21 protein-coding genes and 1 pseudogene are annotated in these 26,504 nt (G+C 70.9%); 14 read left to right on the top strand and 8 right to left on the bottom strand.

Annotated features, from left to right (window positions below):
- Positions 1 to 167 precede the first annotated feature (167 nt).
- From OHT76_RS15540 to OHT76_RS15530, 3 genes are all read left to right on the top strand, one after another.
- Positions 168 to 470, top strand: a complete 303-nt coding sequence (locus OHT76_RS15540) for a hypothetical protein (RefSeq protein WP_328871418.1) — start codon at positions 168 to 170, stop codon at positions 468 to 470.
- Positions 471 to 2,567 (top strand): 4-alpha-glucanotransferase, encoded by a 2,097-nt coding sequence (malQ, locus tag OHT76_RS15535; RefSeq protein WP_328871417.1) that lies wholly within the window; start codon positions 471 to 473, stop codon positions 2,565 to 2,567.
- Positions 2,568 to 2,635: 68 nt separating this feature from the next.
- Positions 2,636 to 2,908, top strand: coding sequence for a hypothetical protein (locus OHT76_RS15530; RefSeq protein WP_328871416.1), 273 nt, complete (start codon positions 2,636 to 2,638; stop codon positions 2,906 to 2,908).
- Between the two features lie 156 nt (positions 2,909 to 3,064).
- On the opposite strand, the gene OHT76_RS15525 is transcribed toward OHT76_RS15530, so the two are convergent.
- Positions 3,065 to 3,664, bottom strand: a complete 600-nt coding sequence (locus tag OHT76_RS15525) for a TetR/AcrR family transcriptional regulator (RefSeq protein WP_328871415.1) — start codon at positions 3,662 to 3,664, stop codon at positions 3,065 to 3,067.
- A 130-nt stretch (positions 3,665 to 3,794) separates the two neighbouring features.
- Here OHT76_RS15525 and OHT76_RS15520 point away from each other — a divergent pair, with 130 nt between their 5' ends.
- Complete coding sequence (locus OHT76_RS15520; RefSeq protein WP_328871414.1) at positions 3,795 to 5,321, top strand: FAD-dependent monooxygenase; 1,527 nt, start codon at positions 3,795 to 3,797, stop codon at positions 5,319 to 5,321.
- A 7-nt stretch (positions 5,322 to 5,328) separates the two neighbouring features.
- On the opposite strand, the gene OHT76_RS15515 is transcribed toward OHT76_RS15520, so the two are convergent.
- On the bottom strand, positions 5,329 to 5,847 hold the full coding sequence (locus OHT76_RS15515; protein WP_328871413.1) for a MarR family winged helix-turn-helix transcriptional regulator: 519 nt from the start codon (positions 5,845 to 5,847) through the stop codon (positions 5,329 to 5,331).
- Positions 5,848 to 5,952: 105 nt separating this feature from the next.
- Here OHT76_RS15515 and OHT76_RS15510 point away from each other — a divergent pair, with 105 nt between their 5' ends.
- The 3 genes and pseudogenes from OHT76_RS15510 to OHT76_RS15500 all read left to right on the top strand — a co-directional run bounded on the left by OHT76_RS15510 (position 5,953) and on the right by OHT76_RS15500 (position 8,775).
- Positions 5,953 to 6,900 (top strand): EamA family transporter, encoded by a 948-nt coding sequence (locus OHT76_RS15510; RefSeq protein ID WP_328871412.1) that lies wholly within the window; start codon positions 5,953 to 5,955, stop codon positions 6,898 to 6,900.
- A 34-nt stretch (positions 6,901 to 6,934) separates the two neighbouring features.
- Complete coding sequence (locus OHT76_RS15505; protein ID WP_443049792.1) at positions 6,935 to 7,855, top strand: DMT family transporter; 921 nt, start codon at positions 6,935 to 6,937, stop codon at positions 7,853 to 7,855.
- A 14-nt stretch (positions 7,856 to 7,869) separates the two neighbouring features.
- A pseudogene (locus OHT76_RS15500) lies at positions 7,870 to 8,775 on the top strand (LysR family transcriptional regulator).
- Positions 8,776 to 8,821: 46 nt separating this feature from the next.
- Here the strand turns inward: OHT76_RS15500 and pepN are convergent.
- Positions 8,822 to 11,398, bottom strand: coding sequence for an aminopeptidase N (pepN, locus tag OHT76_RS15495; protein WP_328871411.1), 2,577 nt, complete (start codon positions 11,396 to 11,398; stop codon positions 8,822 to 8,824).
- A 112-nt stretch (positions 11,399 to 11,510) separates the two neighbouring features.
- Between pepN and OHT76_RS15490 the strand changes: the two genes are divergently transcribed.
- A complete protein-coding gene (locus OHT76_RS15490; RefSeq protein ID WP_328871410.1) occupies positions 11,511 to 11,981 on the top strand; it encodes a DUF1203 domain-containing protein in 471 nt (156 codons plus the stop codon).
- Here the strand turns inward: OHT76_RS15490 and OHT76_RS15485 are convergent.
- Both OHT76_RS15485 and OHT76_RS15480 read right to left on the bottom strand, forming a co-directional pair.
- A complete protein-coding gene (locus OHT76_RS15485) occupies positions 11,978 to 12,994 on the bottom strand; it encodes an aspartate-semialdehyde dehydrogenase (RefSeq protein WP_328871409.1) in 1,017 nt (338 codons plus the stop codon). The two genes, OHT76_RS15490 and OHT76_RS15485, sit on opposite strands and share 4 nt — an antisense overlap.
- Positions 12,995 to 13,101: 107 nt before the next feature.
- The gene (locus OHT76_RS15480; protein ID WP_328871408.1) at positions 13,102 to 15,207 is read right to left on the bottom strand and encodes a TerD family protein; all 2,106 of its coding nucleotides are present in this window, start codon (positions 15,205 to 15,207) and stop codon (positions 13,102 to 13,104) included.
- Positions 15,208 to 15,343: 136 nt separating this feature from the next.
- Between OHT76_RS15480 and OHT76_RS15475 the strand changes: the two genes are divergently transcribed.
- Together OHT76_RS15475 and OHT76_RS15470 are read left to right on the top strand one after the other, a co-directional pair.
- Positions 15,344 to 15,871: an RNA polymerase sigma factor gene (locus OHT76_RS15475; RefSeq protein ID WP_328871407.1), complete on the top strand. Its 528-nt coding sequence runs from the start codon at positions 15,344 to 15,346 to the stop codon at positions 15,869 to 15,871.
- Between the two features lies 1 nt (position 15,872).
- Positions 15,873 to 16,601, top strand: coding sequence for a hypothetical protein (locus OHT76_RS15470; protein WP_328871406.1), 729 nt, complete (start codon positions 15,873 to 15,875; stop codon positions 16,599 to 16,601).
- Positions 16,602 to 16,658: 57 nt separating this feature from the next.
- Here OHT76_RS15470 and OHT76_RS15465 read toward each other — a convergent pair whose 3' ends face one another.
- Together OHT76_RS15465 and OHT76_RS15460 are read right to left on the bottom strand one after the other, a co-directional pair.
- Positions 16,659 to 19,949 carry a S8 family serine peptidase gene (locus OHT76_RS15465; protein WP_328871405.1) on the bottom strand — a complete coding sequence of 1,097 codons (3,291 nt, stop codon included), beginning with the start codon at positions 19,947 to 19,949 and terminating at the stop codon, positions 16,659 to 16,661.
- Positions 19,950 to 20,105: 156 nt separating this feature from the next.
- Positions 20,106 to 20,642 carry a CGNR zinc finger domain-containing protein gene (locus tag OHT76_RS15460; protein WP_328871404.1) on the bottom strand — a complete coding sequence of 179 codons (537 nt, stop codon included), beginning with the start codon at positions 20,640 to 20,642 and terminating at the stop codon, positions 20,106 to 20,108.
- Between the two features lie 118 nt (positions 20,643 to 20,760).
- Between OHT76_RS15460 and OHT76_RS15455 the strand changes: the two genes are divergently transcribed.
- The 4 genes from OHT76_RS15455 (at position 20,761) to OHT76_RS15440 (ending at position 25,347) form a co-directional block, all read left to right on the top strand.
- Complete coding sequence (locus OHT76_RS15455; RefSeq protein ID WP_328871403.1) at positions 20,761 to 21,204, top strand: VOC family protein; 444 nt, start codon at positions 20,761 to 20,763, stop codon at positions 21,202 to 21,204.
- Between the two features lie 2 nt (positions 21,205 to 21,206).
- Positions 21,207 to 22,094 carry a pyridoxamine 5'-phosphate oxidase family protein gene (locus tag OHT76_RS15450; protein WP_328871402.1) on the top strand — a complete coding sequence of 296 codons (888 nt, stop codon included), beginning with the start codon at positions 21,207 to 21,209 and terminating at the stop codon, positions 22,092 to 22,094.
- A gap of 248 nt (positions 22,095 to 22,342) precedes the next feature.
- Entirely contained in the window at positions 22,343 to 24,115 is a 1,773-nt protein-coding gene (locus OHT76_RS15445) for a TIGR03767 family metallophosphoesterase (protein ID WP_328871401.1), read from the top strand.
- A gap of 86 nt (positions 24,116 to 24,201) precedes the next feature.
- Positions 24,202 to 25,347, top strand: coding sequence for a serine hydrolase domain-containing protein (locus OHT76_RS15440; RefSeq protein WP_328871400.1), 1,146 nt, complete (start codon positions 24,202 to 24,204; stop codon positions 25,345 to 25,347).
- 78 nt (positions 25,348 to 25,425) lie between these two features.
- Here the strand turns inward: OHT76_RS15440 and OHT76_RS15435 are convergent, their stop codons facing one another.
- The gene (locus OHT76_RS15435; protein ID WP_328871399.1) at positions 25,426 to 26,463 is read right to left on the bottom strand and encodes a hypothetical protein; all 1,038 of its coding nucleotides are present in this window, start codon (positions 26,461 to 26,463) and stop codon (positions 25,426 to 25,428) included.
- Between the last annotated feature and the right edge of the window lie 41 nt (positions 26,464 to 26,504).

Genomic DNA, 26,504 nt, shown 5'->3' with positions numbered 1-26,504 from the left:
CAGTCTGGAGGTGGCGCGGCGGGGCAGAATGTGACGACAGGCACGTTGTTTCCCCGGACACGTCTGCCGTCGCGCCCGCTGGGTAGGGCTGCCGTAACCCGCAAGGGCCTGCCCGGCGTGACCCGCAGGACAGGCCGTAGGTCGCCGTACTCGACAAGGAGGCCCCCGTGGCCGCATCGGCACACCTTCTGCTCTCCGCCCTGTCCAAACCCGAGGCGCTCACCGAGCCCGAACCGCACGTGTGCGTCTTCAGCGCGGAGAGCGCCTGCGCCGAAGCCCCGCTGACCAGCGAACCTCCCCTGCCCGACGCAGAGCCCCTGACGAGTGAGCCGCCGCTGTACGAGGCGCCGCCGCTGACCAGCGAGCCGCCCCTCGCCGACGCGTCGCCGCTCACCAGCGAGCCCCCGCTCGCCGACGCCCCGCTGACCAGCGAGGCATTCCCCGCCGTCCCGGACACCGCGAGGCCGTAGATGGCGGAGCAGCGGTCGGCCGAATCCCGCTCCGAGGACGCCCCCTCGGAGGATCTGTCCCGGCTCGCCGAACTGCTCGGCGTCGCCACCTCCTACCGACCCTCCCCGGACCGCACGGTCCGGGCCTCGGCCACCGCGCTCACGCTGGCGCTCACCGCGCTCGACGTCGACGTGAGCACCCCCGAGGCCGTCCGGCGCGCCCTCACCGCACGCGAACGCGAACGGCGCGAACGGCTGCTGCCCCCGACGGTCGTGCACTGGACCGACTCCGCTCCCCCCGCCGCCCTCACCGGACTTCCGGCCGGCACCCGGCTGCGTGTGGAGACGGAGCAGGGCGAGACCCGCGCCGCCGCCGACCGACTCCCGCCCGGCGTCCACCGGTTGACCGCCACGGCACCCGACGGCCGCAGCGCCACCGCCCACCTGGTCGTCGCCCCGGCCCGGCTGCCCACTACCGCCGGCCGCTCCCACGGCCTCCTCGTCCAGCTCTACTCCCTGCTCTCCCGCCGCTCCTGGGGCATGGGCGACCTCGGTGACCTCGCCGAGCTCGCCGACTGGGCCGGGCGGACGCTCGGCAGCGGATTCGTCCAGGTCAACCCGTTGCACGCGGCCGTACCCGGAGCACCCACCGACCCCTCCCCCTACCGCCCCTCCTCCCGCCGCTTCCCCGACCCGGTGTACCTGCGCGTCGAGGACATCCCGGAGTACGCCCGCGTCGAGGACCGCGAGCGGGTACGGGCACTGCTGGAACGCGCCGACCGGCTGCGCGAGTCGGTGCTGGAGAAGGGGGCGTTGATCGACCGGGATTCGGTGTGGGATCTGAAGCGGGAGGCGCTGGAACTCGTCCGCGAGGTGCCGCTCGGGCCCGGCCGGCGCGCCGCCTACGCCGACTTCCTCGCCGAGGAGGGCCAGGCCCTGGAGGACCACGCCACCTGGTGCGCGCTCGCCGAGGTGCACGGCTCCGACTGGCGGCGCTGGCCGAAGGGTCTTCGCGACCCCCGGTCCGCCGAAACCGTCCATGCCCGGGGCGAGTTGATGGACCGCGTCGACTTCCACTCCATGCTCGCCTGGCTCACCGACGCCCAGCTCACCGTCGCCCAGCGCACCGCCCGTGAGGCCGGGATGCCGGTCGGGATCGTGCACGACCTCGCGGTCGGCGTGCATCCCGACGGTGCCGACGCCTGGGCGCAGCAGGAGTACTTCGCCGCCGGGATGTCGGTCGGCGCGCCCCCGGACGCCTTCAACGCCCGCGGCCAGGACTGGGGTCTGCCCCCCTGGCGCCCCGACCGCCTCGCCGAGTCCGGCTACACGCCGTACCGCCGCCTCCTCAAGGCTCTCTTCCGGTACGCGGGCGCGCTGCGCATCGACCACGTCATGGGCCTGTTCCGGCTCTGGTGGGTCCCCCAGGGTCACCCGCCCACGGACGGCACCTATGTCCGCTACGACGCCGAGGCCATGCTCGCCGTACTGGTCCTGGAGGCCTCCCGCGCGGGGGCGCTGGTGATCGGCGAGGACCTGGGCACGGTGGAGCCCGGAGTGCGCGACGTGCTGCGGGCGCGGGGCGTGCTCGGCACCTCGGTGCTGTGGTTCGAGCGGGACTGGGAGGGCGACGGCCGTCCGCTGCCGCCCGAACAGTGGCGCTCCGACTGCCTGGCCACGGCCACGACCCACGACCTGCCCTCCACGGCCGCCCGCCTCACCGGCGAGCATGTCGAACTGCGCCACCGTCTGGGCCTGTTGACCCGCGCCCTGGAGGAGGAGCGCGCGGAAGCGGCGGCCGACACCGGCGAATGGCTGGCCCTGCTGGCCCGCCTCGGCCTGCTGCACGGCACGGGCGGCGGACACGGTACGTCCCAGGAGGAGGCCGAGATCCAGGCCGTCCACCGCTTCCTGTTGCGCACCCCGGCCCGCATGGTCGGCATCTGGCTCCCCGACACCGTCGGCGACCGCCGCCCCCAGAACCTCCCCGGCACCTGGGACCAGTACCCGAACTGGCGCCTGCCCATCGCGGACGCGGAGGGAAAGCCGGTGACACTGGAGGAGCTGGCGGCCGCACCGAGGCTGCATGCGCTGATCGAGGTGATGAGGTCGGGGTGAGGCCGGGGCTCGCCTCTTATGCACCCCCGGACGAGCGCCCCCATCCGGCGTTCGATACTTTTGGCACCGTGGACAAGAAGAACGCCCTGCGCGCCGGCGCCCTGGCTGCCGGTACGACGCTGATGATGCTGCTCATGTCGTCCCCCGCGCTCGCGCTGACGCCCGACGACGGTGACGACCCCGGCTCGGGCCTGAGCGTCATCGAGACGCTGGGGCTGTATGTCGTGGCCCCGATCGGCCTGTTCGTGGTCATCACGGGCCTCGTCATGGTCCTGGACCGCTCGGCGGAGGCCCACCGCGTCAGGACCAAGCCGAAGGCGAAGGCACCGGCGAAGGCCTGACCTCTCCCGAACTCTTCGAGGGCGCCGCCCCCACGGCATGTACGCGCAGACCGCCGTACGCCGGGGGCGGCGCCTTCTGTGTCTCCGGCCCCTCGTCCGGCTCCGATTCCAGCTCCGGTTCCGGCTCTTCCTCGGCCTGGGACACCCCGGAAGCGCTCACGGGTTCGGGGCCGTCAGATACCTCTGCACCGTCGGCGCCAGCCATGCCACCACCTCCTCCGCGCGCAGCGCTACGGCCGGCGGCAGCCGCAGCACATAACGGGTCAGCGCGAGACCGAGCAACTGCGTCGCGCTGAGCGCGGCCCGCGCCGGGCTCTGCTCGGGGTCCGGGCACACCTGACGGGCGACCGGCAGCAACTGCTCCCGGAAGATGTCCTGCATCCGCTCGGCCCCGGCCTGGTTGGTGACACCGACTCGGAGCAGGGCCGTGAGCACCTCGTTCTCCTCCCACAGATGCAGGAAGTGGAGCACGAGCGCCTCGCCGACCTCCCCGCGCGGCAGCCTGCTCAGATCCGGCATTTTCAAGTCGACCGAGACGGCCGCCGCGAACAGTCCCTCCTTGTTGCCGTAGTAGCGCATCACCATTGACGGATCGATGTTCGCGTCCTTGGCGATGGCGCGGATGGTGGCCCGCTCATAGCCGTCAGCTGCGAATCGTTCGCGTGCCGCGGCGAGGATCGCGGTGCGGGTCGTCTCTGAGCGTCGGCGACCCCCACCCCCGGTATCGGTCTCGGTACTGCGTTCATTTCCAGTCATGCCAACAAGCGTAGGCCAACACGCGTGGGCCAACAAGTGTTGACTCCCGATGGGGTGGGCCGTATCGTCGTCAACGAGCGTTGGCCAACAAGCGTTGGCAAATCGGAGGCGTTGGCATCAGGAGGCCACCATGAACGGCACCGGCATCGGTATCGACACCGACCCGACCCCCACCCCCCACCCGGGCGCCGACCACCCCACCCGCTCCGTGATCGTCGTCGGCTGCGGCCCCACCGGTCTCCTGATGGCCGGCGACCTCGCCGCCACCGGCGTCCCCGTCACCCTCGTCGAGAAGCGCACCCGCAAGATCAGCAACCTCTCCCGGGCCTTCGTGGTGCACGCCCGCACCCTCGAACTGCTCGACGCCCGCGGCCTCGCCGACGAGGTAGAGGACTTCGGTACCCGCCTCAGCCGCTTCAACCTCTTCACCCGGCTCACCATCGAGCTCGACTCCCTCCCCTCCCGCTACAACCACCTCGTCGTCCTCCCGCAGTACGAGATGGAGAGGATCCTGGAGCGGCGCGCGGTCGCGGCCGGGGTCCGGTTCCGGTACGAGACCGAGGTGACCGGGGTGAGCCAGGACGCCGACGGCGTCACGGTCGAGGTGCGCGGACCCGACGGGGCGGCCGAGGCGCTGCGGGCGGCGTACGTCGTCGGCGCCGACGGGATGCGCAGCACCGTGCGCGGCGCGGTCGGACTGCCCTTCCCCGGCCGCTCGGTGATCCGCTCCGTCCTGCTCGCCGACGTCCGGCTGGCCGAGCCGCCCGAGGATCTGCTCTCCGTGCACGCCGTCGGTGACGCCTTCGCCTTCCTCGCGTCCTTCGGCGACGGCTACTACCGGGTGGTCGCCTGGCAGCGCGGCCACGACATCGCCGAGAGCGAGCCGCTCGATCTGGCGGAGGTCAAGGAGGCCACCCGGCTCGCGGCAGGCCATGACTTCGGGATGCATGACGCCCGGTGGCTGTCCCGCTTCCACAGCGACGAACGGCAGGCGCCCTCCTACCGCGTGGGCCGGGTCTTCCTGGCCGGCGACGCCGCGCATGTGCATACCCCGGCCGGCGGCCAGGGCATGAACATCGGCATGCAGGACGCGGCCAACCTGAGCTGGAAGCTCACGGCCGTCCTCCAGGGACACGCGGACGACAGCCTGCTCGACACCTACCAGGCCGAGCGCCACCCGGTCGGCACGGCGGCCAAGCGCAGCAGCGGCGCCATCGTCCGCCTCGCCATGGTCAAGTACCCCTGGACGCTGGCCATGCGCTCGGCGCTCACGACCGCCATCAACACCATCAACCCGATCCGACGCAAGCTGGCCCTCCAGATCACCGGCATCGGCGTCAGGTACGCCGCCCCCAACGGCGCCCACCGCCTCACCGGCTCCCGCGTCGCCGACGTGGACCTGGAGAGCGGCCGCCTCTACGAGGCCCTGCGCGGCGGCCGGTTCGTCCTGGTCACCCCGCACGAGTGCGCGGACAAGACGGGCCTGGAGGACCGTCTCACAGTGGAGCGCCGCACGGACCGCGGCCGCGGCAGCCGTACGACGGTGCTGGTCCGTCCCGACGGATACGTGGCCTGGGCGGCGGACACCCCGGACCCGGCGACGGTGGAAGCGGCGGTGGAGGCGCACTTGGGGGAGCGGATCGCCCTCGCGCGCTGAAACTCCGCTAGTGAGGGGTCTCCCGCGTCCCTTCCAGCAACTCCCTCAACAGGTCGGCCAGTTGGCCGGCCTGTTCCGCGTCGAGGGTGGCGAGGGCCTCCGTCTGGAGGGCAAGCCCCGCGCCGACCGCACGGTCGACCAGGCTCAGCCCCTGTTCGGTCAGCGTCACCTGGAGCCCGCGGCGGTCGTGCGGGTCGGGGGAGCGCCGTAGCAGTCCCGCCCGTTCCAGCTTGTCGAGGCGGCCGGTCATCCCCCCGGTGGTGAGCATCAGCGTCGCCGAGAGCTGGCGGGGCGAGAGGGTGTACGGCTCACCGGAGCGCCGCAGGGTCGCCAGTACGTCGAACTCGCCCCGGGAGATCCCGAAGCGGGCGTACGCCTTCTCCATGCGGTCGCCCATCGTGCGCGCCAGGCGGGAGATCCGCCCGAAGACCTCCATCGCGGCGGTGTCGAGGTCGGGCCGTACGGCCGCCCACTGGTCGATGATCGCGTCGACGGCGTCCTTGCGCTGCTCCGGGCGTGCGTTCATGCGCCGAGTATCCGGCCTGGAAGGATCGGCCGCAAGAAAGTGGCTTGCTGGAAAGTAGCTTAGGAGTAAGCTACTTCCCATCGACCTACTCGAAGGGTGCGTCCCATGGCCACCAGCCGCCCCGCGCTCATAGCCCTCACCGCCCTGGCACCCGTCTCCTGGGGCACCACCTACTACGTCACCACCGAGTTCCTCCCGCCGGACCGCCCCCTGTTCACCGGCCTGATGCGCGCCCTCCCCGCAGGTCTGCTGCTCCTCGCGCTCGCCCGGGTGCTGCCGCGCGGCGCCTGGTGGTGGCGGGCGGCGGTGCTCGGTGCGCTCAACATCGGCGCCTTCTTCCCGCTGCTGTTCCTGGCGGCGTACCGGCTGCCCGGAGGCCTCGCGGCGGTCGTCGGTTCGATCGGACCGCTCTTCGTGCTCGGCCTCTCCGCACTCCTGCTGAACCAGCGGCCGACGGCGCGCGCCCTGCTCGCCGGAGCCGTGGCCGCCTTCGGCGTCAGCCTGGTCGTACTGAAGGCGGTCGGTTCGCTGGACGCGCTGGGTGTACTCGCCGCCCTCGCCTCCACCGCGTCGATGTCCACCGGAACCGTGCTGGCGAAGAAGTGGGGCCGCCCCGAGGGCGCGGGACCGACCGCGCTGGCCGGCTGGCAACTGACCGTCGGAGGCCTCCTGATCGCCCCGGTCGCCTTCCTGGTCGAGGGCGCGCCGCCCGCGCTGGACGCCCGGGCGGTCGGCGGCTACCTCTACCTCGCCCTTGCCGGTACGGCGGCCGCGTACTGGCTCTGGTTCCGGGGCATCGGCCGCCTCACGGCGCCCCAGGTCACCTTCCTGATCCCGCTCTCCCCGCTGACGGCGGCGGTCGTCGGCTGGGCGGCGCTGGGGGAGTCGCTGACGCCGGTGCAACTGGTGGGCATGGCGCTGGCGCTGGGCGCGACGGTCGCCGGGCAACTGGTGCCGAGCGGGAGGGGTGGAACCGTACGATCGTTCAGTTCTGCTTCAAAGAATGCTCGAAAAGATTCGATGGACGTGACAGGTCCGGCGCTGCGACGGTAGATCACACCGCGATCACCGAAGCGAAAGGACCTCTGTGGCTGTCACAGCCGACCCGACTTCCCGTACGACCTCCCGCGCGTCGATACCGAGGACGGCAGCCCCCGTCCTCGGTATCGCGCTTGCCGCCCTCGCCACGCTCGTCTGGTCCGGCAGCTTTGTCACCTCGCGGGCGTTGCACGACAGTGTGCCGCCGGTGCAGCAGGCGTTCTGGCGGTGGATCGTGGCGCTCGCGGCGGTCGCCCCCTTCGGGGCTCGGCAGGCCTGGCGGCAGCGGGCGCTGATCCGCCGGCACCTCGGGTATGTGCTGCTCGCCGCGCTGCTCGGCGTCACCGTCTACAACACCCTCGTCAACCAGGCCGGGTTGACCACTCCCGCCGCCAACATGGGCATGATCATGGCCGCTTCGCCGGTGCTGATGGCGGTGTTCGAGCGGCTGGCCGGGGTGCGGCTCGGTGGGCGGCGGGTGGCGGGGCTGCTGGTCGCGTGCGGCGGGGTGCTGCTGCTCGTCCGGGGTGGCGGGAGCTTTGCCGTCGGTGATCTGTGGATGATCGGGGCGGCCTGTTGCTTCGCGGGCTACAGCGCGCTGTTGCGGCGCAAGCCCGCTCAACTGGGCGGCGTCGCCTTCCTGTTCACCACGTTCCTGGCGGGCACGGTCCTGTTGCTGCCCGCGCAGGGGATCAGCCTTGCCGTGAAGGGCGGCTTCACACCCACCGCCGATACGGTCCTGCCCCTCCTCTACGTCGGTGTCGCCTCCTCCGCCGTCGCCTTCTTCGCCTGGAACCGGGCGATCGCGTTGATCGGGGCGGCCCGTGCGGGGGTCGTGTACTACCTCCAGCCGGTGTGTGTGGCACTGCTGTCCTGGGTGCTGCTCGGGGAGACGGTCGGGTGGACGCAGGTGCTGTGCATGGGGCTGATTCTGGGCGGGGTGGTGCTCGGGGCGGGGGCGCGGCGGTGACGTAGGTTGCGGCCATGGTCGAGTGGGACATCCGGAAGCTGCTGATTCTGCGGACGTTGCGGGAGCGGGAGACGGTGACCGCGACCGCCGAGGCGCTGCGGATGACTCCGTCGGCCGTGTCGCAGCAGCTGACCAACCTCGCCAAGCAGTTGGGGGTGCCGTTGCTGGAGGCGCGGGGGCGGGGGGTGCGGTTGACCGACGCGGCTCGGCTGGTGTTGCGGCATGCCGAGGCGGTGTTCGAGCAACTGGAGCGGGCGGATGCGGAGTTGGGGGCGTATCTGCACGGCGAGGCCGGTGAGGTTCGGGTGGGGGCCTTCGCTACGGCCGTGCCGGCGCTGGTCGTTCCTGCTGTGCGGGCGCTGCGGGCGGGGCATCCCGGAGTGCGGGTGCAGGTGCGGGAGACCGAGGCGGGGGAGGCGTACGAGCTGCTGGGCGCCGGGGAGGTGGACCTGGCACTGTCGCTGGCCGCGCAGGCACCGAGTGCGGTGGATCCCCGGTTCACCCGGGTGACATTGCTGGCGGATCCGTTGGATGTGGCGTTGCCGCGGGAGCATGCGTGGGCGGCTGTGGAGGGATTGCGGTTGGCCGATCTCGCCGCGGAGCCCTGGATCTTCGGAGGAAGTGGGCCCTGGTCGGACATTACGCGCGGGGCGTGTGAGGCGGCCGGTTTCACCCCGCACTAAGGGCACTCGGCCACCGGCTGGACGGCGATTCTCGCGATGGTGGAGGCGGGGATGGGGGTGGCGCTGGTGCCTCGGATGGCTGCGGTGCCGAGGGGCGGGGTGGCGATGCGGGAGTTGGGAGCGGAGCGGCCGGTTCGGCATGTGGTGGCGGCGGTGCGGAGGGGTGGGGAGGACTCACCGGCGGTACGGCGGGTGCTGGACGCGCTGCGGGAGGTCGCTGCACAGCTACGGCAATGACAAAGGGGCGCCCGATCCCAACCGGGCGCCCCCTGTGTCCGTACGACTACTCAGCCGCCGCCGCGTCCGCCGCCTGGGCCTTCAGCGCGCGCTCCACGCCTGACCTCGACTCCGACACCAGGCGGCGCAGGGCCGCGGTCGGGTCGGTCGAGGACAGCCAGGTGTCCGTCTTCGCCAGGGTCTCCTCGGAGACCTGGATCGTCGGATACAGGCCGACGGCGATCTGCTGGGCGATCTCGTGGGAGCGGGTGTCCCAGATGCCCTTCAGGATCTCGAAGTACTTGTCCGTGTACGGCGCCAGCAGTTCGCGCTGGTCCGTCTGGACGAAGCCGGAGATCACCGCCTCCTGGACCGCGTTCGGCAGCTTGTCCGAGTCGATGACCGAGGACCAGGCCTCCGCCTTCGCCTCCGGAGTCGGACGGGCCGCGCGAGCCGTGGCCGCGTGGCGCTCGCCCGCCGCCGTCTTGTCCCGCCCGTACTCGCCCGCGATCTCCGTCTCGTCGAAACGGCCCACCGCCGCCAGGCGCTGCACGAACGCCCAGCGCAGCTCCGTGTCGACGGCCAGGCCCTCGATGGACTGCGTGCCGTCCAGCAGACCCTCCAGCAGGTCCAGCTGCTCCGGCGTACGGGCCGTCGCCGCGAAGGCGCGCGCCCACGCGAGCTGGTGGTCGCCGCCCGCCTCGGCCGCCCGCAGGTGGGCGAGCGTGGCGTCGGTCCAACGGGTAAGCAGCGCCTCACGGCCGACCGGGTCGGCGTACAGCTCGATCGCCAGCTTCACCTGACGGTGCAGCGACTGCACGACGCCGATGTCCGACTCCTTGCCGATGCCGGACAGGACGAGGGAGAGGTAGTCGCGGGTGGCCAGTTCGGCGTCCCGCGTCATGTCCCACGCCGACGCCCAGCACAGCGCGCGGGGCAGCGACGACTCGAAGTCGCCGAGGTGCTCCGTCACGAAGGCCAGCGACTGCTCGTCCAGGCGGACCTTCGCGTACGAGAGGTCGTCGTCGTTCAGCAGGACGACCGCCGGACGACGCTTGCCCACCAGCTGCGGTACGGCCGTCAGCTCGCCGTCCACATCCAGCTCGACGCGCTCGTCGCGCACCAGCTTGCCGCCGGCCTCGTCGCGTTCGTACAGGCCGACCGCGATGCGGTGCGGGCGCAGCGTGGGCTCGCCCTTTGCCCCGGCCGGGAGCGCAGGGGCCTCCTGGCGGATGGCGAAGGAGGTGATGAGACCTTCCGCGTCCGTCTCGATCTCCGGGCGCAGGATGTTGATGCCGGCCGTCTCCAGCCACAGCTTCGACCAGGTCTTCAGGTCCCGCCCGGAGGTCTCCTCCAGGGCGCCGAGGAGGTCCGACAGACGTGTGTTGCCGTACGCGTGCGCCTTGAAGTACGCCTGCACGCCCCGGAAGAACTCGTCCATCCCGACGTACGCGACAAGCTGCTTCAGGACGCTCGCGCCCTTGGCGTAGGTGATGCCGTCGAAGTTGACCAGCACATCGTCCAGATCACGGATCTCGGCCATGATCGGGTGCGTGGAGGGCAGCTGGTCCTGGCGGTACGCCCACGTCTTCATGGAGTTGGCGAAGGTCGTCCAGGAGTGCGGCCAGCGCGACTCGGGTGCGTACGCCTGGCAGGCGATGGAGGTGTACGTGGCGAACGACTCGTTCAGCCACAGGTCGTTCCACCACTCCATGGTGACCAGGTCGCCGAACCACATGTGGGCCAGCTCGTGCAGGATCGTCTCGGCGCGCATCTCGTACGCGGCGTCCGTCACCTTGGAGCGGAAGACGTACTGGTCGCGGATGGTCACCGCGCCGGCGTTCTCCATCGCGCCCGCGTTGAACTCCGGCACGAAGAGCTGGTCGTACTTCTTGAACGGGTAGTCGTAGTCGAACTTCTCCTGGAACCAGTCGAAGCCCTGCCGGGTGACCTCGAAGATCGCGTCCGAGTCGAGGTACTCGGCGAGCGAGGGCCGGCAGTAGATGCCCAGCGGCACGGACTGCCCGTCCTTCTCGTACACGCTGTGCACGGAGTGGTACGGGCCGACGATCAGCGCGGTGATGTAGCTGGAGATCCGCGGGGTCGGCTCGAAGGCCCAGATGTCGTCCTTGGGCTCGGGCGTGGGCGAGTTGGAGACGACGGTCCAGCCGGTCGGCGCCTTCACGGTGAACTGGAAGGTGGCCTTCAGATCCGGCTGCTCGAAGGAGGCGAAGACCCGGCGGGCGTCCGGCACCTCGAACTGGGTGTACAGGTAGGCCTGGTTGTCGACGGGGTCGACGAACCGGTGCAGGCCCTCGCCGGTGTTGGTGTACGCGCAGTCCGCGACGACCCTGAGGACGTTACGGCCCTCCAGCAGCCCGCGCAGCGCGATCCGGGAATCCTTGAAGACCTCGTCCGGGTCGAGCGCATCGCCGTTGAGCGTGACCTCGTGCACGGCGGGAGCGACCAGGTCGATGAAGGACTCCGCACCGGTCTCGGTGACGTCGAAGCGCACCGTGGTCGCGGACCGGTAGGTTCCGCCCTCCTGCGCGCCGGAGAGATCGAGATCGATCTCGTACGAGTCAACGGTGAGCAGCGTCGCCCGCTGCTGCGCCTCTTCGCGAGTCAGGTTTGTGCCAGGCACGCGGTCATCTCCTCGTTATGTGTGGGTTCGGTCATCCTTCCATGGGACGTACGGAGAAGGCGATGTCCGTTTACCGCCGGTGAGCTGGGCGGGACGGCGCGAGCCTGGACCCATGACGGCATACACAGCACGCCCCATCCCTCCCGCGACCCTGAAGGAACTGCGCGCCACCGACGACGCGGGCCGCGAGACGCTCCCGGTGACCGACGAGGAGGGCGGCGCGCCCCTGCGGTGCTGCCTGCGCCGCAGCGCGCCGGGCGAGCGGATCGCGCTCGTCTCCTACGCCCCGCTGCGCCGCCGGGCGGCCGAGACGGGCGTGGATCCGGGCGCCTACGACGAACAGGGCCCCGTCTTCATCCACGCCGAGGAGTGCGCGGGCCCGGCCGTCGACGGCTACCCCTTCGCCAACGCCCACCGGACGGTCCGCCGCTACTCCGCCGACGGCCGCATCCTGGGCGGTCAGCTGGTCGAGGCACCCGACGACGAAGCCTTCCGGAACGCGTTCGACGACCCGTCCGTGGCGCTCGTCCACGTCCGGGCCGTCGAGTACGGCTGTTTCCTCTACGAGGTCACCAGGGACTAGCCCTTCAGCTCGGCCGCCACCAGTTCCGCGATCTGGACCGCGTTCAGGGCGGCGCCCTTGCGGAGGTTGTCGTTGGAGATGAACAGGGCCAGGCCGTGTTCCACCGTCTCGTCGGTGCGGATGCGGCCGACGAACGACGCGTCCTTGCCGGCCGCCTCGAGCGGGGTCGGGATGTCGGAGAGGGTGACGCCGGGGGCGCCGGCCAGCAGTTCCGTTGCTCGCTCCGCCGACAGCGGGCGCGCGAAGCGGGCGTTGACCTGGAGGGAGTGGCCAGCGAAGACCGGGACACGGACGCAGGTGCCGGAGACCTTCAGCTCGGGGATCTCCAGGATCTTGCGGGACTCGTTGCGGAGCTTCTGCTCCTCGTCCGTCTCGTTCAGACCGTCGTCGACGATCGAGCCGGCCAGCGGGAGCACGTTGAACGCGATCGGGCGCTTGTAGACCTGCGGCTCGGGGAAGTCGACCGCCTCGCCGTCATGGGTCAGCTTGTCCGCGTCGGCGACGACCTTCTGCGCCTGGCCGTGCAGCTCGGCCACGCCCGCGAGCCCGGACCCGGACACCGCCTGGTACGTGGCGACGACCAGCGCCTCCAGCCCCGCCTCCTCGTGCAGCGGCTGCAGCACCGGCATCGCGGCCATCGTGGTGCAGTTCGGGTTGGCGATGATCCCCTTGGGCCGGTCAGCGATGGCGTGCGGGTTCACCTCGGAGACGACCAGCGGGACCTGGGGGTCCTTGCGCCAGGCCGAGGAGTTGTCGATCACGACCGCGCCCTGCGAGGCGACCTTTTCGGCCAGCGCCTTCGAGGTGGCGCCGCCCGCCGAGAACAGCACGATGTCCAGGCCCGTGTAGTCGGCCGTCGCCGCGTCCTCCACCGTGACACCGTCCAGGACCGTCCCCGCCGAACGGGCCGAGGCGAACAGACGCAGCTCCGTGACGGGGAAGTCTCGCTCCGTGAGGATCCTGCGCATGACCGTGCCGACCTGACCGGTGGCTCCGACGATTCCGACCCTCACGGTGACTCCTTCTTGATGGCGGTTGCGTGGCCTGGACGTTTCCATGATGCGTCGCCCCCTGGCCGGTATGTCCAATCGTTTGCCCGAGGAATGGGACGCCATTCCTCTCAGCCACGCAGCTCGATCACCCATTCCCCGAGCGCCCTGACGTGCAGGATTGAGCTCGCTACGCGGTACGGGCCGGAAGAACCGGTGATTTTCCGCTTCGGAAACAGGTTTTCGTCCAGTTCGTAGATATGGAGGATGCCACTCGTGCCGGCGGCGACCAGCTCGCTCTCTGCCCCGATGTGACGTACGACTCCGTACCAGCCGTCCTGGGTCCGCGCGCCGAGCACGGGCGCCGCACTGAGCGGCTCCGGCTCAAGACGCCACTTCGTACCCTCGACGGCATTGACGATCACGAAGCAGGACCCGCCGGGATCGACGAAGACGGGCCCGAGGACGGGACGGCGGCGCTCATTGGTGTCGGCGATGATCACCGACTTCCCGAACGGATGGTTCATGGCGTACGCGGCGAGCTTCCCCTCCTTCCCGAGCGAGGTCCGCTTCACGCTCATCAGCGTGGGCGGCCCCGGCCAGCGCAGGACCGTGTTGCCCTTGCCCTCCACCGGGCCGGTGATCAGCGGCGCCTCCTCCTCCGGCAGCAGACGCAGGGTCCAGTCGCCGGAGTGCTTGACCCGTACGGTCCGCTCGGCCGCGCCGTTGCTGAACGTCATGGCCACGCCCCGGGTGCCGTGCCGGGTGCCGACGAGCCACTCGTCCTCGTCGCCGTACTCGTCGAGGACCTTGACCTCCAGCGAGTAGTTGGCCTCGGCGCCCGGGAAGTCGTACTCGACCAGTGCGGGGCGCCCGGGCCGGGGGTTGACCAGCGTGATCGTCTTCTCGCCCCGGCCCTTGTAGACGCCGGACTCGCGGCCCTTGGCGGGGTCGCGGACGGGCAGCGGCGTGGTGGTGAGCTCCCAGTGGTGCCGGCTCTTGTCGATCGAGAGCAGGATGGGACCTTCGGTGATCCGGACGGTTTCCTTGACCCGCTTGCCGTTCCAGGCGTGGACGAGCCGCTCCGGGTGCTTGAGCTCGTCGGGGGTGTCGCCCCGGTGGCAGTTCAGCTGGAACCAGCCGCTGTGCTTGTCCGTGGCCCGGACCTTCAGATCGGCCGCGCCGCCCGTGTAGGCGAGGACCTCGGGGCCGCTCCCCTTGACCGTCTCGGCGTCGAACGGGCGGGCCGCCGACAGGGGCAGGACGGTGAGCTTCCAGTGTCCGGAGCAGCTCACTTTCAGCCGCAGCGGGCCGCCCTTGCGGGGCGGTACGAACAGGACACGGCCCTGGTGCTCGGGCAGGTCGTGGCAGAAGATCGTGTCGTCGCGTCCGGGGATCTGGACCTGGATCCACTGGTAGCCCTCGACCCGCGCCTCCATGATCACCGGCCCGCAGTCCGGCGGGAACGGTATGTCCATGGTGATCTTGGAGCTGCCATTGCCGCTGCGGACGTAGGGCTCGAAATCGAAGAAGGCGGATCCCCAGGAGGGGGAGGGGCCGGTGGACGGGGAGGGCGGTGACACGACGGGGGCGGGCGGTGACACGACGGTGGCGGGCATCGACACGGCGGTGGCGGGCGGCGGTACGGCCACTGGAGGCGCCGATGTCTTCGCCACCCCGGTGTTCATCACCGGCGCCACCGGCGCCGGTGCCTCCGCCACCACGATCCCGAAGTCCGTGGCCAGCCCCGCGAGCCCCGAGTCGTACCCCTGTCCCACCGCCCGGAACTTCCACTCCCCGTTGCGCCGGTAGAACTCCCCGAGCACGAAGGCAGTCTCGCTCGACGCGTCCGTCACCGCGTAATGGGCGACGATCGAACCGTCCGGCGCCACCGTCTGCGCCGCGAGACCCGGCACCGCGCCGAAGGTCCCCTCGTCGCAGGACCCGGCGATCAGCACCCGCTGCACCGACGCCTCCACCCGGGGCAGATCCAGCTCCAGCCACTCCGCGAGCTGTTCGCCGCTGTCACCGGTGCCCACGTGCCGCACCGCCCCCGAGGGATGCACGGGCTGGTTGTGGAAGACGAGGTCGGCGTCGCCGCGTACCTTGCCCGCGGCGTCGAGCAGCAGCGCCGAGACTTCCACGGCGGGCGTCCCCGGCGCCTTGCGGCGGACGACCGCGACCCTCAGCAGACCTGCGGGGACAGGGGTGTTGGCCCCTTTGGTGATGTGCGTCATGGGGCACATGCTGACAGTGGAGATGGTGTGAAGGAAAGATCGAATTGAAGATTCCGGAAGTCGGGCCGAACGTTTCCGCCCCGACCGGCGTCATAGGGGAAACGCGGCGAGGGGAGGGGTGGCTGTGCTGCGCAGAATGACCCGTCGCGGCCAGCGGGACGCGGTGCTCGACGCACCGGACGACCCACTGGACGCGGCCCAGGAACGCAGGGTGCGGGCGGTGCTGGCACTCGGCGGGGTACCGCAGGCGGACCTGCCGGACGGGGTGCAGCAGGTCCGTCTGCGGTTGCTGGAGCGGGCCGCGAGCGGCAGGGAGGCGCCGCGGGACGTCTCCGCGTGGGCGGCGGTCGTCGCCTCCAACCTCGCCATGGACTGGCACCGGGCCAAGAAGCGGCAGGAGCGGCTCGGGGAGCGGCTCGCCGCTCTGCGCCAGAGCGAACACCCCTCCGGCGAGGACAGCAGCCTGCTCTCCCTCGCCGTGGCCCAGGGCCTGGACGAACTGCCCGACGCCCAGCGCCAGGTGGTCGTCCTGCGCTTCTACGCCGATCTGCCGGTACGGGACATCGCCGAGCAACTCGCGATCCCCGAGGGCACGGTCAAGAGCAGGCTGCACACGGCGGTACGCGCCCTGCGCGCCCGCCTGCACGAGGACGAGGTGGTGTGACGTGACCGCCGAACACGACGGCGTCGACGCGCTGATGGCCGCGATCACCGACGAACCCCTGCCCGACGAGGCGGACGCCGCCTTCCGCGCCGAACACCGCTCCGCGAGCGCCGATATCGCCGCACTGCGCGAGCAACTGGACATCATCGGACGGGCGTTGGGAGGCGACCCACCGAAACCCGCCCCGGCCCCCGTTCCCGTACGGCCGGTGAGGCGCCGTGCCTTTCGGCTCGCCGTCGGCTCCCTCGCGGCGGCCGCCGCGGCGACCGTGATGGTGGGCCTCGGCTGGCTGGTGGCGCAGTCCGACATGGGCGCAAGCAGCGCCGACTCGGCATCGGGGTCCGCCAAGGAGGCGCAGTCCGACATGGAGGACGGCGGCGTCCTCTTCGGCAGCCCCAACTACCTCGCCTGCGCGTACCTGGTCGCCGAGGGCGAGGTCAGCTCCGCCGAACCGGTCGCCGCGACCGACCCGGAACTGGTCCGCGTGAGCGTGGACCTGAGCCAGGTCTACAAGCCGGAGAAGCCCGGGCCGAAGAAGGGTGACGACCTCAGTTACGTGATCGACAAGAACACCGCTCCCGGGCTGCGCGCGGGGGACCACGTCCTGTTCGGCGTCCCGGAGAAGGGGGCCCCGCCGGACCAGTGGATCGTCGGTGAGACGGCGGTCGCCGTGGAACGGGACCGGATCAACAGCTCGCTGCCCGAGTCCCGCTCCCTGAACTGCGGATGAGAAAGGGCGGGCGCCCTTACGGACGCCCGCCCCTGTACAGCCGTAGCAACTACACGACTACGGCGTGACCTTCTCGATCTTCACACTGCCCGCGCCCGCGACCGTGCCGCGCGCGTTCAGCAGCTGGACCTGGCCGAAGAACTCACGGCCCTCCGGCGCGGCCGCCGCGGCGGTGACGCTCGCGGAGACGGTGGCGGAGTCGCCCGTGCCGAGCTTCACCGGCGTCGACTCGTCGACGGTGACCGAGCCGAGCGCGGCGGAGAAGAACACGTCCAGGTAGTCGTAGGCGGTGGAGCCGGACGGCACCGAGTAGCCCACGACCTCGATCGTGTAAGTGCCGGCGGCGGGCTTGGCGATGGAGACCGCCTCCTCCGAGTCGCCGTCGGCGGCCTGCGCGACCTGGTTGCCGTCCTTGTCGTAGACCGTCAGGTCCAGGTCGGCGGCGTTGTCCGAGACATTGCCGATGGCGACGTCCAGGGACGTGGCGCCCTCGGGCACCTCGACCGTGGTGGTGTGCGTCTCGTGGTCGGCGATGGTCGGCCGGGCCGCCTTGGAGGAGCCGAGCGGGCCGCCCGCCAGCTTGCCGTCGAGGGCGGCGAACTTGTTCGTCACCTTCCAGGAGGCCTCGATCGGCGTGCCGACCTTGGCCTCGGGCACGGTCACGGTCTCCGGGTCGAAGACCGCGCCGAGGACGGCGACGTCCAGCTTGTAGGGGTTGTCGAGCAGCGGCGACGTACGGCGCGACTCGACCTCGATCTCCCAGACGCCGGGCTGCGGGTCGGCGTACGAGCGCACGTCCGGCTTGCAGCCGTTGCCGTCGAGGTAGTTGTTGTAGCAGTTCGGCGTGGACGTGGTGTCCGCCGGGACGCCGTAGGGGTGGATGGCGATGAAGCGGGTCTGGCTCTTGTCCTTCAGCCCGCCGATCGCGACCTCGAGCGACTTGGCGCCCTCGGGGACGGTCACGAAGTAGTGCTTGGTGCTGTTGCGCTGCACCGTGCCGGACGCGGAGTAGGTGTACTGCAGCGGCGCGGCGACCACGACCGTCGACATGACCTGCTTGTCGATGCCCTCGGTGCGCGGGTCGTCGACCTCCAGGATCGCGCTCTTCAGCCCGGCGGACTTCGGCGCGGCCTGCACCTTGACGGTGACCGGCTGGTTCAGCGGCAGGCTGACCTCGTCGGAGCCGACGATCCGGAAGGTGTCACCGGCGTTGTTCTCGAAGTGCAGCTCGTGCCGGATCGCGCGGTCGGCACCGGACGTACGGGTCAGGGTGATCTCGTACGTCTTCTTCTGACCGGCCTTCAGACCGCCCTCACGGTCGTAGAGACCCGTGCCGTAGCCCGGCGTCTTCAGGAACTGGTCGATCGCGGTGTCGACCGGCGCCTTCACCGAGTAGGTGTGCGAGGTGGCGCCGTCCTTGATGGAGTCCCAGGCGTCGGGGATGTTGATCAGGCCCGCGCCTTCCTCGTACGCCTGCACACCGCTGATGTGGTCGGCGGTCGAGGTGAGCGCCGTGCGCAGGGTCGCCGGGGTGAGCGCGATGCCCTTCTGCTTGGCCGCGCTCAGCAGCAGCGCCGAGGCGCCCGCGGCCTGCGGGGAGGCCATCGAGGTGCCCTGGAGCATGCCGTAACCGGCGGGCAGCGAGTAGCCCGCCTCGGCGACAGGGGCGCCCGGCAGCCAGGTCTGGATGGTGTTGACCGAGGCACCCGGCGCCACGAGCGTCGGAGTGAAGCCGCCGTCCTCGCGCGGACCGCGGGAGGAGAACGGCATCATCGCGTACGACTTCTGCACGGCCGAGCCGTAGTTGGAGGCCCAGGTCGCCTTGGAGACGGACGCGCCGACCGAGATCACCTTGTCGGCCAGGGACGGGTCGCCGATGGTGTTGGCGCCGGGGCCGGAGTTGCCCGCGGAGATCACCAGCTGGACGCCGTAGGTGTCGATCAGACGGGTGTAGAGCTCGGCACGCGCGTTGTTGCCGTCGTTCAGCGCCGGCAGACCGCCGATGGACATGTTGACGATGTCCACGCCGCGGTTGACGACGAGGTCGATCATGCCCTCGGTCAGCGCGACGTTGGTGCAGCCGCCGGTCCAGGTGCAGGCGCGCGAGGAGACGACCTTCGCACCGGGCGCGGCGCCGTTCATCTCGCCGCCGAACAGGCCGTTGGCGGCGGTGATACCGGCGACGTGGGTGCCGTGCTCGGACTCGATGACGCCGATGTTGACGAAGTCGCGCTTCTGGCCGACCCAGTCACCGCCGTAGGGGTCCATCGGGACGTCCTTGCGGATCTCCACGACGAACGGCTGACGCTCGGCGACGTCGGTGTCCGGGTTGTCGGTGCCGAACCAGCCGATCTGGAAGCCGTCCTTGTACGGCTTCATCGGGGTGTCGTCACCGAAGTCGGCGTTGTTGTTCAGGTCGACCCGGACCGTGCCGGACGCGGCGTCGTAGAGGACGCCCCAGACGTCGGTGGTGTCCCCGTCCCGGTTCGCGTCGCCCTTGGCGTCGCCGCCCGCGGTCACGGACTCCCGGAACAGGTTGACCTGGTACGACCCGGCGGGTGCCGTCCAGGTGCGGCCGGAGAAGGTGAAGCTCGGCCCGGAGACATTGGTGACCATCGGGCGCCAGGTGGCGTCGCTGTCGATGATCGGGTCGGTCGCGGTGACCCAGTCGACGATCTTGCGCTCACCGGTGGTGGTCTTCTGGAGCGCCGGGTGGGAGAGGTCCACGCCCGAGTCCAGGACACCGATGGTGATCCCGCGGCCGTCCGCCTTCGGGTGGTCGTCGACGAAGTCGACGGCACCGGTCTCGAATGAGGGGTTGTACGGGTTCTCGGCCGGGGTGTCCTTGCCGGGGGCCGGATAGGCGGCCGCGGTCGACGCCGACTCCTTGGTGTCGACGGCCGGGTCGTCCAGCGGGATCTCCTCGCGCAGGTCGATGCCGTGCACGGAGGAGAGCTTCGCCGCGGCGGCGATGGCCGCGTCCGCCTTGCCCGTCGGGACGGTGGCGCGGACATAGCCGAGCTTGTCGTAGGTGCGGCCCACGGAGCCGCCCTTGACCGCGTCCAGGTCCTCGGCGACCTGCTCGGTCTTTCCGGGGGCGGTGGCGATCATCATCGTGACGTTCTTGTCGCCGGCCGCCTTGGCGTCGGCGAGCAGGTCCGCGTCGTCGGAACCGAGCTTGTCGTGCGCGGACTTGACGGCCGGATCGGCCGCGGCCGGGGCGTCCTCGGCGAAGGCCATGGGTATCGGCCCGGCAGCGGAGAGCGCGGCCACGAGCCCCGCGGCCACTGCTATCCGGGCCGCGCGTCTGGCGCCCGATATGGGTTCGCGCTGGGGGGTGTGGGTCATCGGCATCCCTTGTAGGTAAAGGAACGAGCGTGGAGCGATCGCTCAGCCTTACCTAAGGGACGGATGTTTGGGGAGAGTTGACCCAAACGAAATCGAGGGATGGGGAAAACCCGCTATCCCTTTCCGGGGCGAACGGTGCGAGTCGGAAGGATTCCGTCAATCGGTCTTCGTCCGTGCGTAATGGCGCGACGCCTTCGCACGGTTGCCGCAGGCCGCCATCGAGCACCAGCGGCGGGTGCCGTTGCGTGAGGTGTCGAAGAAGTGCAGGACGCAGTCGTCGTGGGCGCAGGCGCGGATGCGGTCCGGGGCGGTGGTGAGCAGCGTCAGGTAGTTCCGCGCGGCGAGCCAGGCCGGAGCCCAGGTGGGGGAGTTGAACTCGGGCAGCTCGCCGGGTCCCTCGGCGGTGAGCGTGGCCCGGATCCTGCCGTGCGCGAGGACGGCGTCGACGAGCGGCGCCGCTTCCTTCGGTGATCCGTCGACGGCCACCTTCAGGGCGTCACGGGCCTGGAGGAGATGGCGCAGGGTCGTGGCGTCGGCGGAGCAGGTTCCGTCCAGGTCGTTCGACGCGAGCCAGATCGCCAGTCCGTCGGTGTCCGCCAGCAGGTCGCGCAGGGCCCCGTCCTGGATCCAGCGCGTGTTCAGCAGGTCCAGCGAGAGCGGCTCGCCGATGAGGGGGCGGGGGTCGGCGGACATGGGGGGCTCCTCTCCGTACTAACCGGTCAAGGGTACGTGACCGGTTGACGCCCTCGCTTCTAACCACTAACCTCATTTACAGGGGTTAGATCAGTGCGGCAATCGATGGGGGTAAGTCATGACCTTGAGCCACGGCCACCTCGGCCTGAACGTCACCGACCTGGACCGCTCGCTCGCCTTCTACCGCGACGTCCTCGGCTTCTCACTGCTGGCCGAGGGCAAGGAGGAGGGCCGGCGGTACGCGTTCCTCGGCGACGGCGAGCAGCTCCTCTTCACGCTCTGGCAGCAGGCGAAGGGGCCCTACGGCGAGGGCCGCGCCGGCCTGCACCACCTCGCCTTCCAGGCGGACTCGATCGAGCGGGTCCGCGCCTACGAGACGGCGCTGCGCGAGTACGGCGTGGAGTTCGCCTACGACGGGGTCGTGGCCCACGCCGAGGGCGCGGCGTCCGGCGGCATCTTCTTCCACGACCCCGACGGCATCCGGCTGGAGATCGCGGTGCCCAGTGGTGCCGAGGGTGCGCCCGTGCCCAACGAGTCGGCGCCGACCTGCGGATTCTTCTAGTCATGGGCGTCTATCACGCGGGCTCGCTCGCCGTGCAGGACCGGCTCGGGGTGCGGGAGCTCGCCGACCATGTGGGCCGGTCCATCGGGGAGGGCATCAAGCCGGTGGCCGCCGCCTTCCTGGAACTCCAGCCGCTGCTGGTCGTCGGCGCCGCCGACCCGGCGACCGGCAGGGTGTGGGCGGCGCCGCTGTCAGGTTCGCCCGGGTTTGTACGGGCTACCGGGCCCCGGCAGATCTCCGTCGTGGGCGGAGGCACCCCTGGCGTCCCGACCTCCCCGCTCGCGGCGGCCCTCGCCACCGAGGGCACCCCGGTCGGCACCATCGCCCTCGACCCGCGCACCCGGCGCCGGATGCGGCTCAACGGCACGCTCCGGCCCACCCCGAGAGGGATCGCGATCGAGGCGGACCGGGTCTTCGCCAACTGCCCGAAGTACCTCCAGCGCAGGGAGACGTACGAAACCCTGCCCGACCGCAGGCCCGGGGAGCCCCGCGTGGCCGACGAACTGACCGAAGCGCAGGCCGAGTTCCTCGCCGTGGCCGACACCTTCTTCCTGGCCAGCGTCCATGAGGGCGGCGCCGATGCCAGCCATCGCGGCGGCAACCCGGGCTTCGTCCGCGTCGACTCGCCGCGCGAACTGAGCTGGCGCGACTACCCGGGCAACGCCATGTTCCTGACCCTCGGCAACCTCGCCGCCGACCCCCGTGCGGGACTGCTTTTCCTGGACTGGACGACGGGCACGGCGGTGTATCTCACCGGCGAGGCCCGTACGGAGTTCACCCCCGAACGCCGCGTCCGTTTCACCCTGTTTGAGGCGATTGAAATTCAGGGCGCCGTCCCCCTGCGCTGGTCCGCGCCGGAGTACTCGCCCGCGAACCCGGACTGCCCCTGAGTACCTCCCGAACACCCCCCGGTTACCCGCGAAGATGAACACGGAGTAGCCGCCCCCCGGCCGCCCGAGGAGCTGTCGGGGGCGCGCAGGGTGGTCCGAGATCCACGTACGGTGATCGGCGTTGCGCGTTGCCGCCTCGTTCACGCGCAGGTCATTCCCAGTGCCAACGATCCAGAGCGAGCGGGTTGTTCGCGACAGCGACGCCCGCGACCACTGCCGACGCGTTACGCACTCGGGGAGACCGCGCCATGTCGCGCATACGCTCTGTCGCCAGCTCCGCGCTGGGCGTCCACCGCCGATCCATCCTCGCCGCCGCCGGGGCGGTGTCCCTCTCCGCCGGTGTCGGCTACGCCCTGCGGCCCACCGACAGCCAGGCCGCCACCACCGGCACCCCGGCCGCCGCCGCGGACGCGGAGGCACCGGTCGCCTCCTCGCGCCGGGCACCCTTCCTGCCGCTCGCCCCCTACACCCGGGGCACCACACTCGCGAGCGTCGCCGCCCCGCGCGGCACCACCGGATACCGCCGACTGGGCCGCGCGCCCGGCTGGGCCCGTGTGGTGCGCAGCGAGCTGGCCGCGGCCAAGTCGGGGCGCGAGGACCGCCGTACGACGCTCGCCGCGTTCGTACAGCTCACCGACATGCACATCATCGACGCCCAGCACCCGATGCGGCTGGAGTACCTGCGCTCCACCGATGTGCACGCCTGGCGGCCGCACGAGGCGCTCACCGTGCACGGCGCCGTCTCGCTGGTCGAGCGGGTCAACGCGCTGCGGGGCGCCCCCGTCACCGGCGCCCCGCTCCAGTTCGCCATGACCACCGGCGACAACACCGACAACAACGCCCGCTCCGAGCTGGAGTGGTTCCTCACCGTCATGAGCGGCGGCCGCATCACCCCCAACTCCGGTGACCCGCGGCACTACGAGGGCGTCCTGAACAGCGGTCTCAAGCAGTACTGGCAGCCCGACTCGAACGTCCGCGACGCCGACAAGCAGCTCGGCTTCCCGTACCTGGAGGGCTTCCTCGCGGCGGTCATGCGGGAGCTGCAGAGCCCCGGCCTCTCCCTCCCCTGGTACTCCACCGTCGGCAACCACGACGCCATGCCGCTCGGCTGCTACGCCTCGCACCGCGACACCTACCTCACCGACTACGCCGTCGGCGGCAAGAAGCTGATGAGCCTGCCCGCGGCCGAGGCCAAGAAGCTCCAGGAAGCCCTGAAGCAGGCCAAGGACCCCCAGGGCGCCCAGCTCCGCGAGCTGCTCAAGGCCCACACCCGCGACATGCGCCCGGTCACCCCGGACGAGCGGCGCGCCCCGTACACGCCGACCGAGTACATCAAGGCCCACCTCGACCCGGCGTTCCGGGGCGTCGGCCCGGTCGGCCACGGCTACTCCTCGGCGAACCTCGACGCGGGCACCCAGTACTACAGCTTCCGCATCGCCGACGACGTCATCGGCATCAGCATGGACACCACCGACGCGGGCGGCCACTACGAAGGCTCCATCGGCAGCGAGCAGTTGCGCTGGCTGGACAAGACGCTGCGGGACAACAAGGACTCGTACGCCATCGTCTTCAGCCATCACACCAGCAAGACGATGGACAACACCCGCCGCGACCCGGCCCGCCCGACCGAGCGGCGCCACAACGGCCAGGAGGTCCTCGCCCTCCTCGGCAGCCACAGCAACGTCCTTGCCTGGGTGAACGGCCATATCCACCGCAACGCCATCACCCCGCACTCGGCGCCCGACGGCCGCTCTTTTTGGGAGATCTCCACCGCCTCGCACGTCGACTTCCCCCAACTCGCCCGGGTCATCGAGCTGGTGGACAACAAGGACGGCACGATCTCCCTCTTCACCACCTGCGTGGAGTCCGCGGCCCCCTACCGCACGGACTTCACCGACCTCTCCCAGACCGGCCTCGCCGCCCTCTACCGCGAACTGTCCTTCAACGCCCCCGGCGCCCGGACGGACCTGGCGGGAGGACGAGGGGACCGGAACACGGAGCTGGTCCTCAAGAAGGGCTGAAACTCACTCAACCGGCCCACAGCGGCTCAACCATCCCGTACCACCACAGGTCTGCCTTCCCGACCGGCCCGACAAAGGGGGAAGACATGACCACACGAGTACGGACGATGCTGGTGGCGGCGACGGCGGTGGCGCTCTCCGCCGCCCTGGCGGCACCCGCGGTCGCCGCCCAGGACGAGGGTGGCGGCCACACCGCCACCCGCGAGGCGATGAAGGCGGCGGTCAAGGACGGCGTGCCCGGCGTGACCGCCACGGCGCGGACCAACGGCCGCAACTGGGCGGCGACGGAGGGCGTGGGCGACTTGCGGACGGGCAAGTCACGCTCCACGGACGACCGTTACCGCGTAGGCAGCATCACCAAGACCTTCGTGGCCACGGTGCTGCTCCAGCTGGAGGCGGAGGGCAGGCTGTCGTTGGACGACACGGTGGACGAATGGCTGCCGGGTCTGGTCCAGGGCAACGGCCACGACGGCCGCAAGATCACCCTCCGTCAGCTCCTCAATCACACGAGCGGCATCTACAACTACACGGACGACAAGACGTTCGTGGAGACGTACTTCCTCAAGGACGGCTTCTTCGAGCATCGCTACGACACCAAGCCGCCGGAGGATCTGGTCGCGATCGCCATGACCCACAAGCCGGACTTCGCGCCGGGCACCGACTGGTACTACTCCAACACCAACTACGTCCTCGCGGGCATGGTGATCGAGAAGGCCACGGGCAAGCCGTACGGCAAGGAGATCCGCACCCGCATCCTCAACCCCCTCGGAATGCACGCCACTTCGGTCCCCGGCACCCGGGTCACCGTCCCTCAGCCCAGCAGCCGCGGGTACTCGAAGCTCGCCGAGTCGACGACGGGCCCGACGTACGACGTCACGAAGCTGAACCCGTCCCTGGCCTACTCGGCGGGCGAGATGATCTCCGACTCGTCCGACCTGAACCGCTTCTACACCGCCCTGCTGAAGGGGAAGCTCCTGCCGGCCGAGCAGTTGAAGGACATGAAGACCACCATCAAGGTCGACGACATCCCGAACGCGGGCTACGGCCTCGGCCTCATCGAACGCAAGCTGAGCTGCGGCACCACGGTCTGGGGCCACGGCGGCGGCATCCACGGCTCCACCTCGGAGGCGGTGACGACAGCGGACGGCCGTCACGCGCTGTCGTTCAACTTCAACGGCGACTGGTCGGGGGACAGCGACGCGGTGCTGGAGGCGGAGTACTGCGGCAAGTGACCTGAACGCATGAGGAGGAGCCGCCCGGCGCACACCGGCGGCCCCTCCTCTCCCCTCCTGATGCCCCCAGGTCCGTCACTACCGGGGAAGCACCACGACATACGCGGCCGGGTCCCGGTCCGCCGACGCCATCAGGGCCGTGCGGACCACCGCCGCCTGCTGCTCGAGCGAATCCCTCAGCTTCTTCGGGGTGATGTACACGACCGTGATGCCGAGCCGCTCCAGGTGCTCGCGCTTGCGGGCGTACTCCGACCAGAGGGCGTCCTCGTCCTGGCGAGGGGCCCGGGTGTCCAGTTCGATGGCGACCGCGTGCTCCGGCCAGTACGCGTCCAGGCCGCCGAGGTGCGGGCCGCCGGGCAGGCGGAGGTCGATGTTCCAGACCGGGTCGGGCAGACCGTACTCCCGGACCATCGTGTAGAGGCGGTCCTCCGCGATCGCGCGGCCCTCGGCGAGCAGGGAGTCCACGGCGTCCACGACATGCGGTCGGCCGAGCAGCTTGGCCTGGGTCAACTCCCGGACCACCGCCGCCGGTTCGCAGTGGCCGCCGCGCACCGCCTCGGTGAGCAGCCGGCGTACGGCGCCCGCGTCCGAGAGTTCGGCGACCGCGTCGGCCAGGGCGCGCGGGACCGGGGCGACGGGCAGGCCGGTGACCTCCTCGGGCGTCGGGAGGGAGGCCGTACGGACGATCCGGACGCAGCCCGTCGAGCGGAGCCGGCGCAGCCGGGGGACGAGGACGTCGATCGCGGACAGGGCGGTCAACGGGGGCGTCGCGGCGAAGCCGTGCAGGGTCAGCGCCGCCAGGCCCGTGATCATCGCCTCCGTGTACACCGGGCGGTGCGGCTCCTCCGCGCCCGGCTGGGGCGGCACCGAGGCGTTCCGCTCCCGCGCCGCGTACAGCAGCACCGCGTGCAGCCGCTCCTCGCTGGTCGGGGGGCCGGGGTGGAGCAGGTGGACGCCCGGCAGGAGCTGCTGCCAGGGGCCGCCCGCCCGGCACTGCTCGTTGATCTCGGCGGCCGGGACGCCGTGCGCCCGCAGTTGCGCGGTCGTCAGCACGCGCCGCCGGACGTCGGAGAGCTGGTGGAGGGGGCGGGGGGAGAGCGGGGTGTTGTGGTTCATGACCGGGGAATGCCCGCCTCCGATCCACCCCTTAACCCCTG

This window comes from Streptomyces sp. NBC_00287 (assembly GCF_036173105.1).
In the GTDB taxonomy this organism is placed as follows: Bacteria; Actinomycetota; Actinomycetes; order Streptomycetales; family Streptomycetaceae; genus Streptomyces.
This window is presented reverse-complemented; position numbering and strand designations above follow the sequence as displayed.

Bases quoted from the DNA above. Each gene is read 5' to 3' on its own strand.
- malQ (WP_328871417.1), top strand. From the start codon at position 471: ATGGCGGAGCAGCGGTCGGCCGAATCCCGCTCCGAGGACGCCCCCTCG.
- OHT76_RS15525 (WP_328871415.1), bottom strand. From the start codon at position 3,664: ATGACTGGAAATGAACGCAGTACCGAGACCGATACCGGGGGTGGGGGT.
- OHT76_RS15520 (WP_328871414.1), top strand. From the start codon at position 3,795: ATGAACGGCACCGGCATCGGTATCGACACCGACCCGACCCCCACCCCC.
- OHT76_RS15515 (WP_328871413.1), bottom strand. From the start codon at position 5,847: ATGAACGCACGCCCGGAGCAGCGCAAGGACGCCGTCGACGCGATCATC.
- OHT76_RS15510 (WP_328871412.1), top strand. From the start codon at position 5,953: ATGGCCACCAGCCGCCCCGCGCTCATAGCCCTCACCGCCCTGGCACCC.
- OHT76_RS15490 (WP_328871410.1), top strand. From the start codon at position 11,511: ATGACGGCATACACAGCACGCCCCATCCCTCCCGCGACCCTGAAGGAA.
- OHT76_RS15480 (WP_328871408.1), bottom strand. From the start codon at position 15,207: ATGACGCACATCACCAAAGGGGCCAACACCCCTGTCCCCGCAGGTCTG.
- OHT76_RS15475 (WP_328871407.1), top strand. From the start codon at position 15,344: ATGACCCGTCGCGGCCAGCGGGACGCGGTGCTCGACGCACCGGACGAC.
- OHT76_RS15465 (WP_328871405.1), bottom strand. From the start codon at position 19,949: ATGACCCACACCCCCCAGCGCGAACCCATATCGGGCGCCAGACGCGCG.
- OHT76_RS15460 (WP_328871404.1), bottom strand. From the start codon at position 20,642: ATGTCCGCCGACCCCCGCCCCCTCATCGGCGAGCCGCTCTCGCTGGAC.
- OHT76_RS15455 (WP_328871403.1), top strand. From the start codon at position 20,761: ATGACCTTGAGCCACGGCCACCTCGGCCTGAACGTCACCGACCTGGAC.
- OHT76_RS15450 (WP_328871402.1), top strand. From the start codon at position 21,207: ATGGGCGTCTATCACGCGGGCTCGCTCGCCGTGCAGGACCGGCTCGGG.
- OHT76_RS15445 (WP_328871401.1), top strand. From the start codon at position 22,343: ATGTCGCGCATACGCTCTGTCGCCAGCTCCGCGCTGGGCGTCCACCGC.
- OHT76_RS15440 (WP_328871400.1), top strand. From the start codon at position 24,202: ATGACCACACGAGTACGGACGATGCTGGTGGCGGCGACGGCGGTGGCG.
- OHT76_RS15435 (WP_328871399.1), bottom strand. From the start codon at position 26,463: ATGAACCACAACACCCCGCTCTCCCCCCGCCCCCTCCACCAGCTCTCC.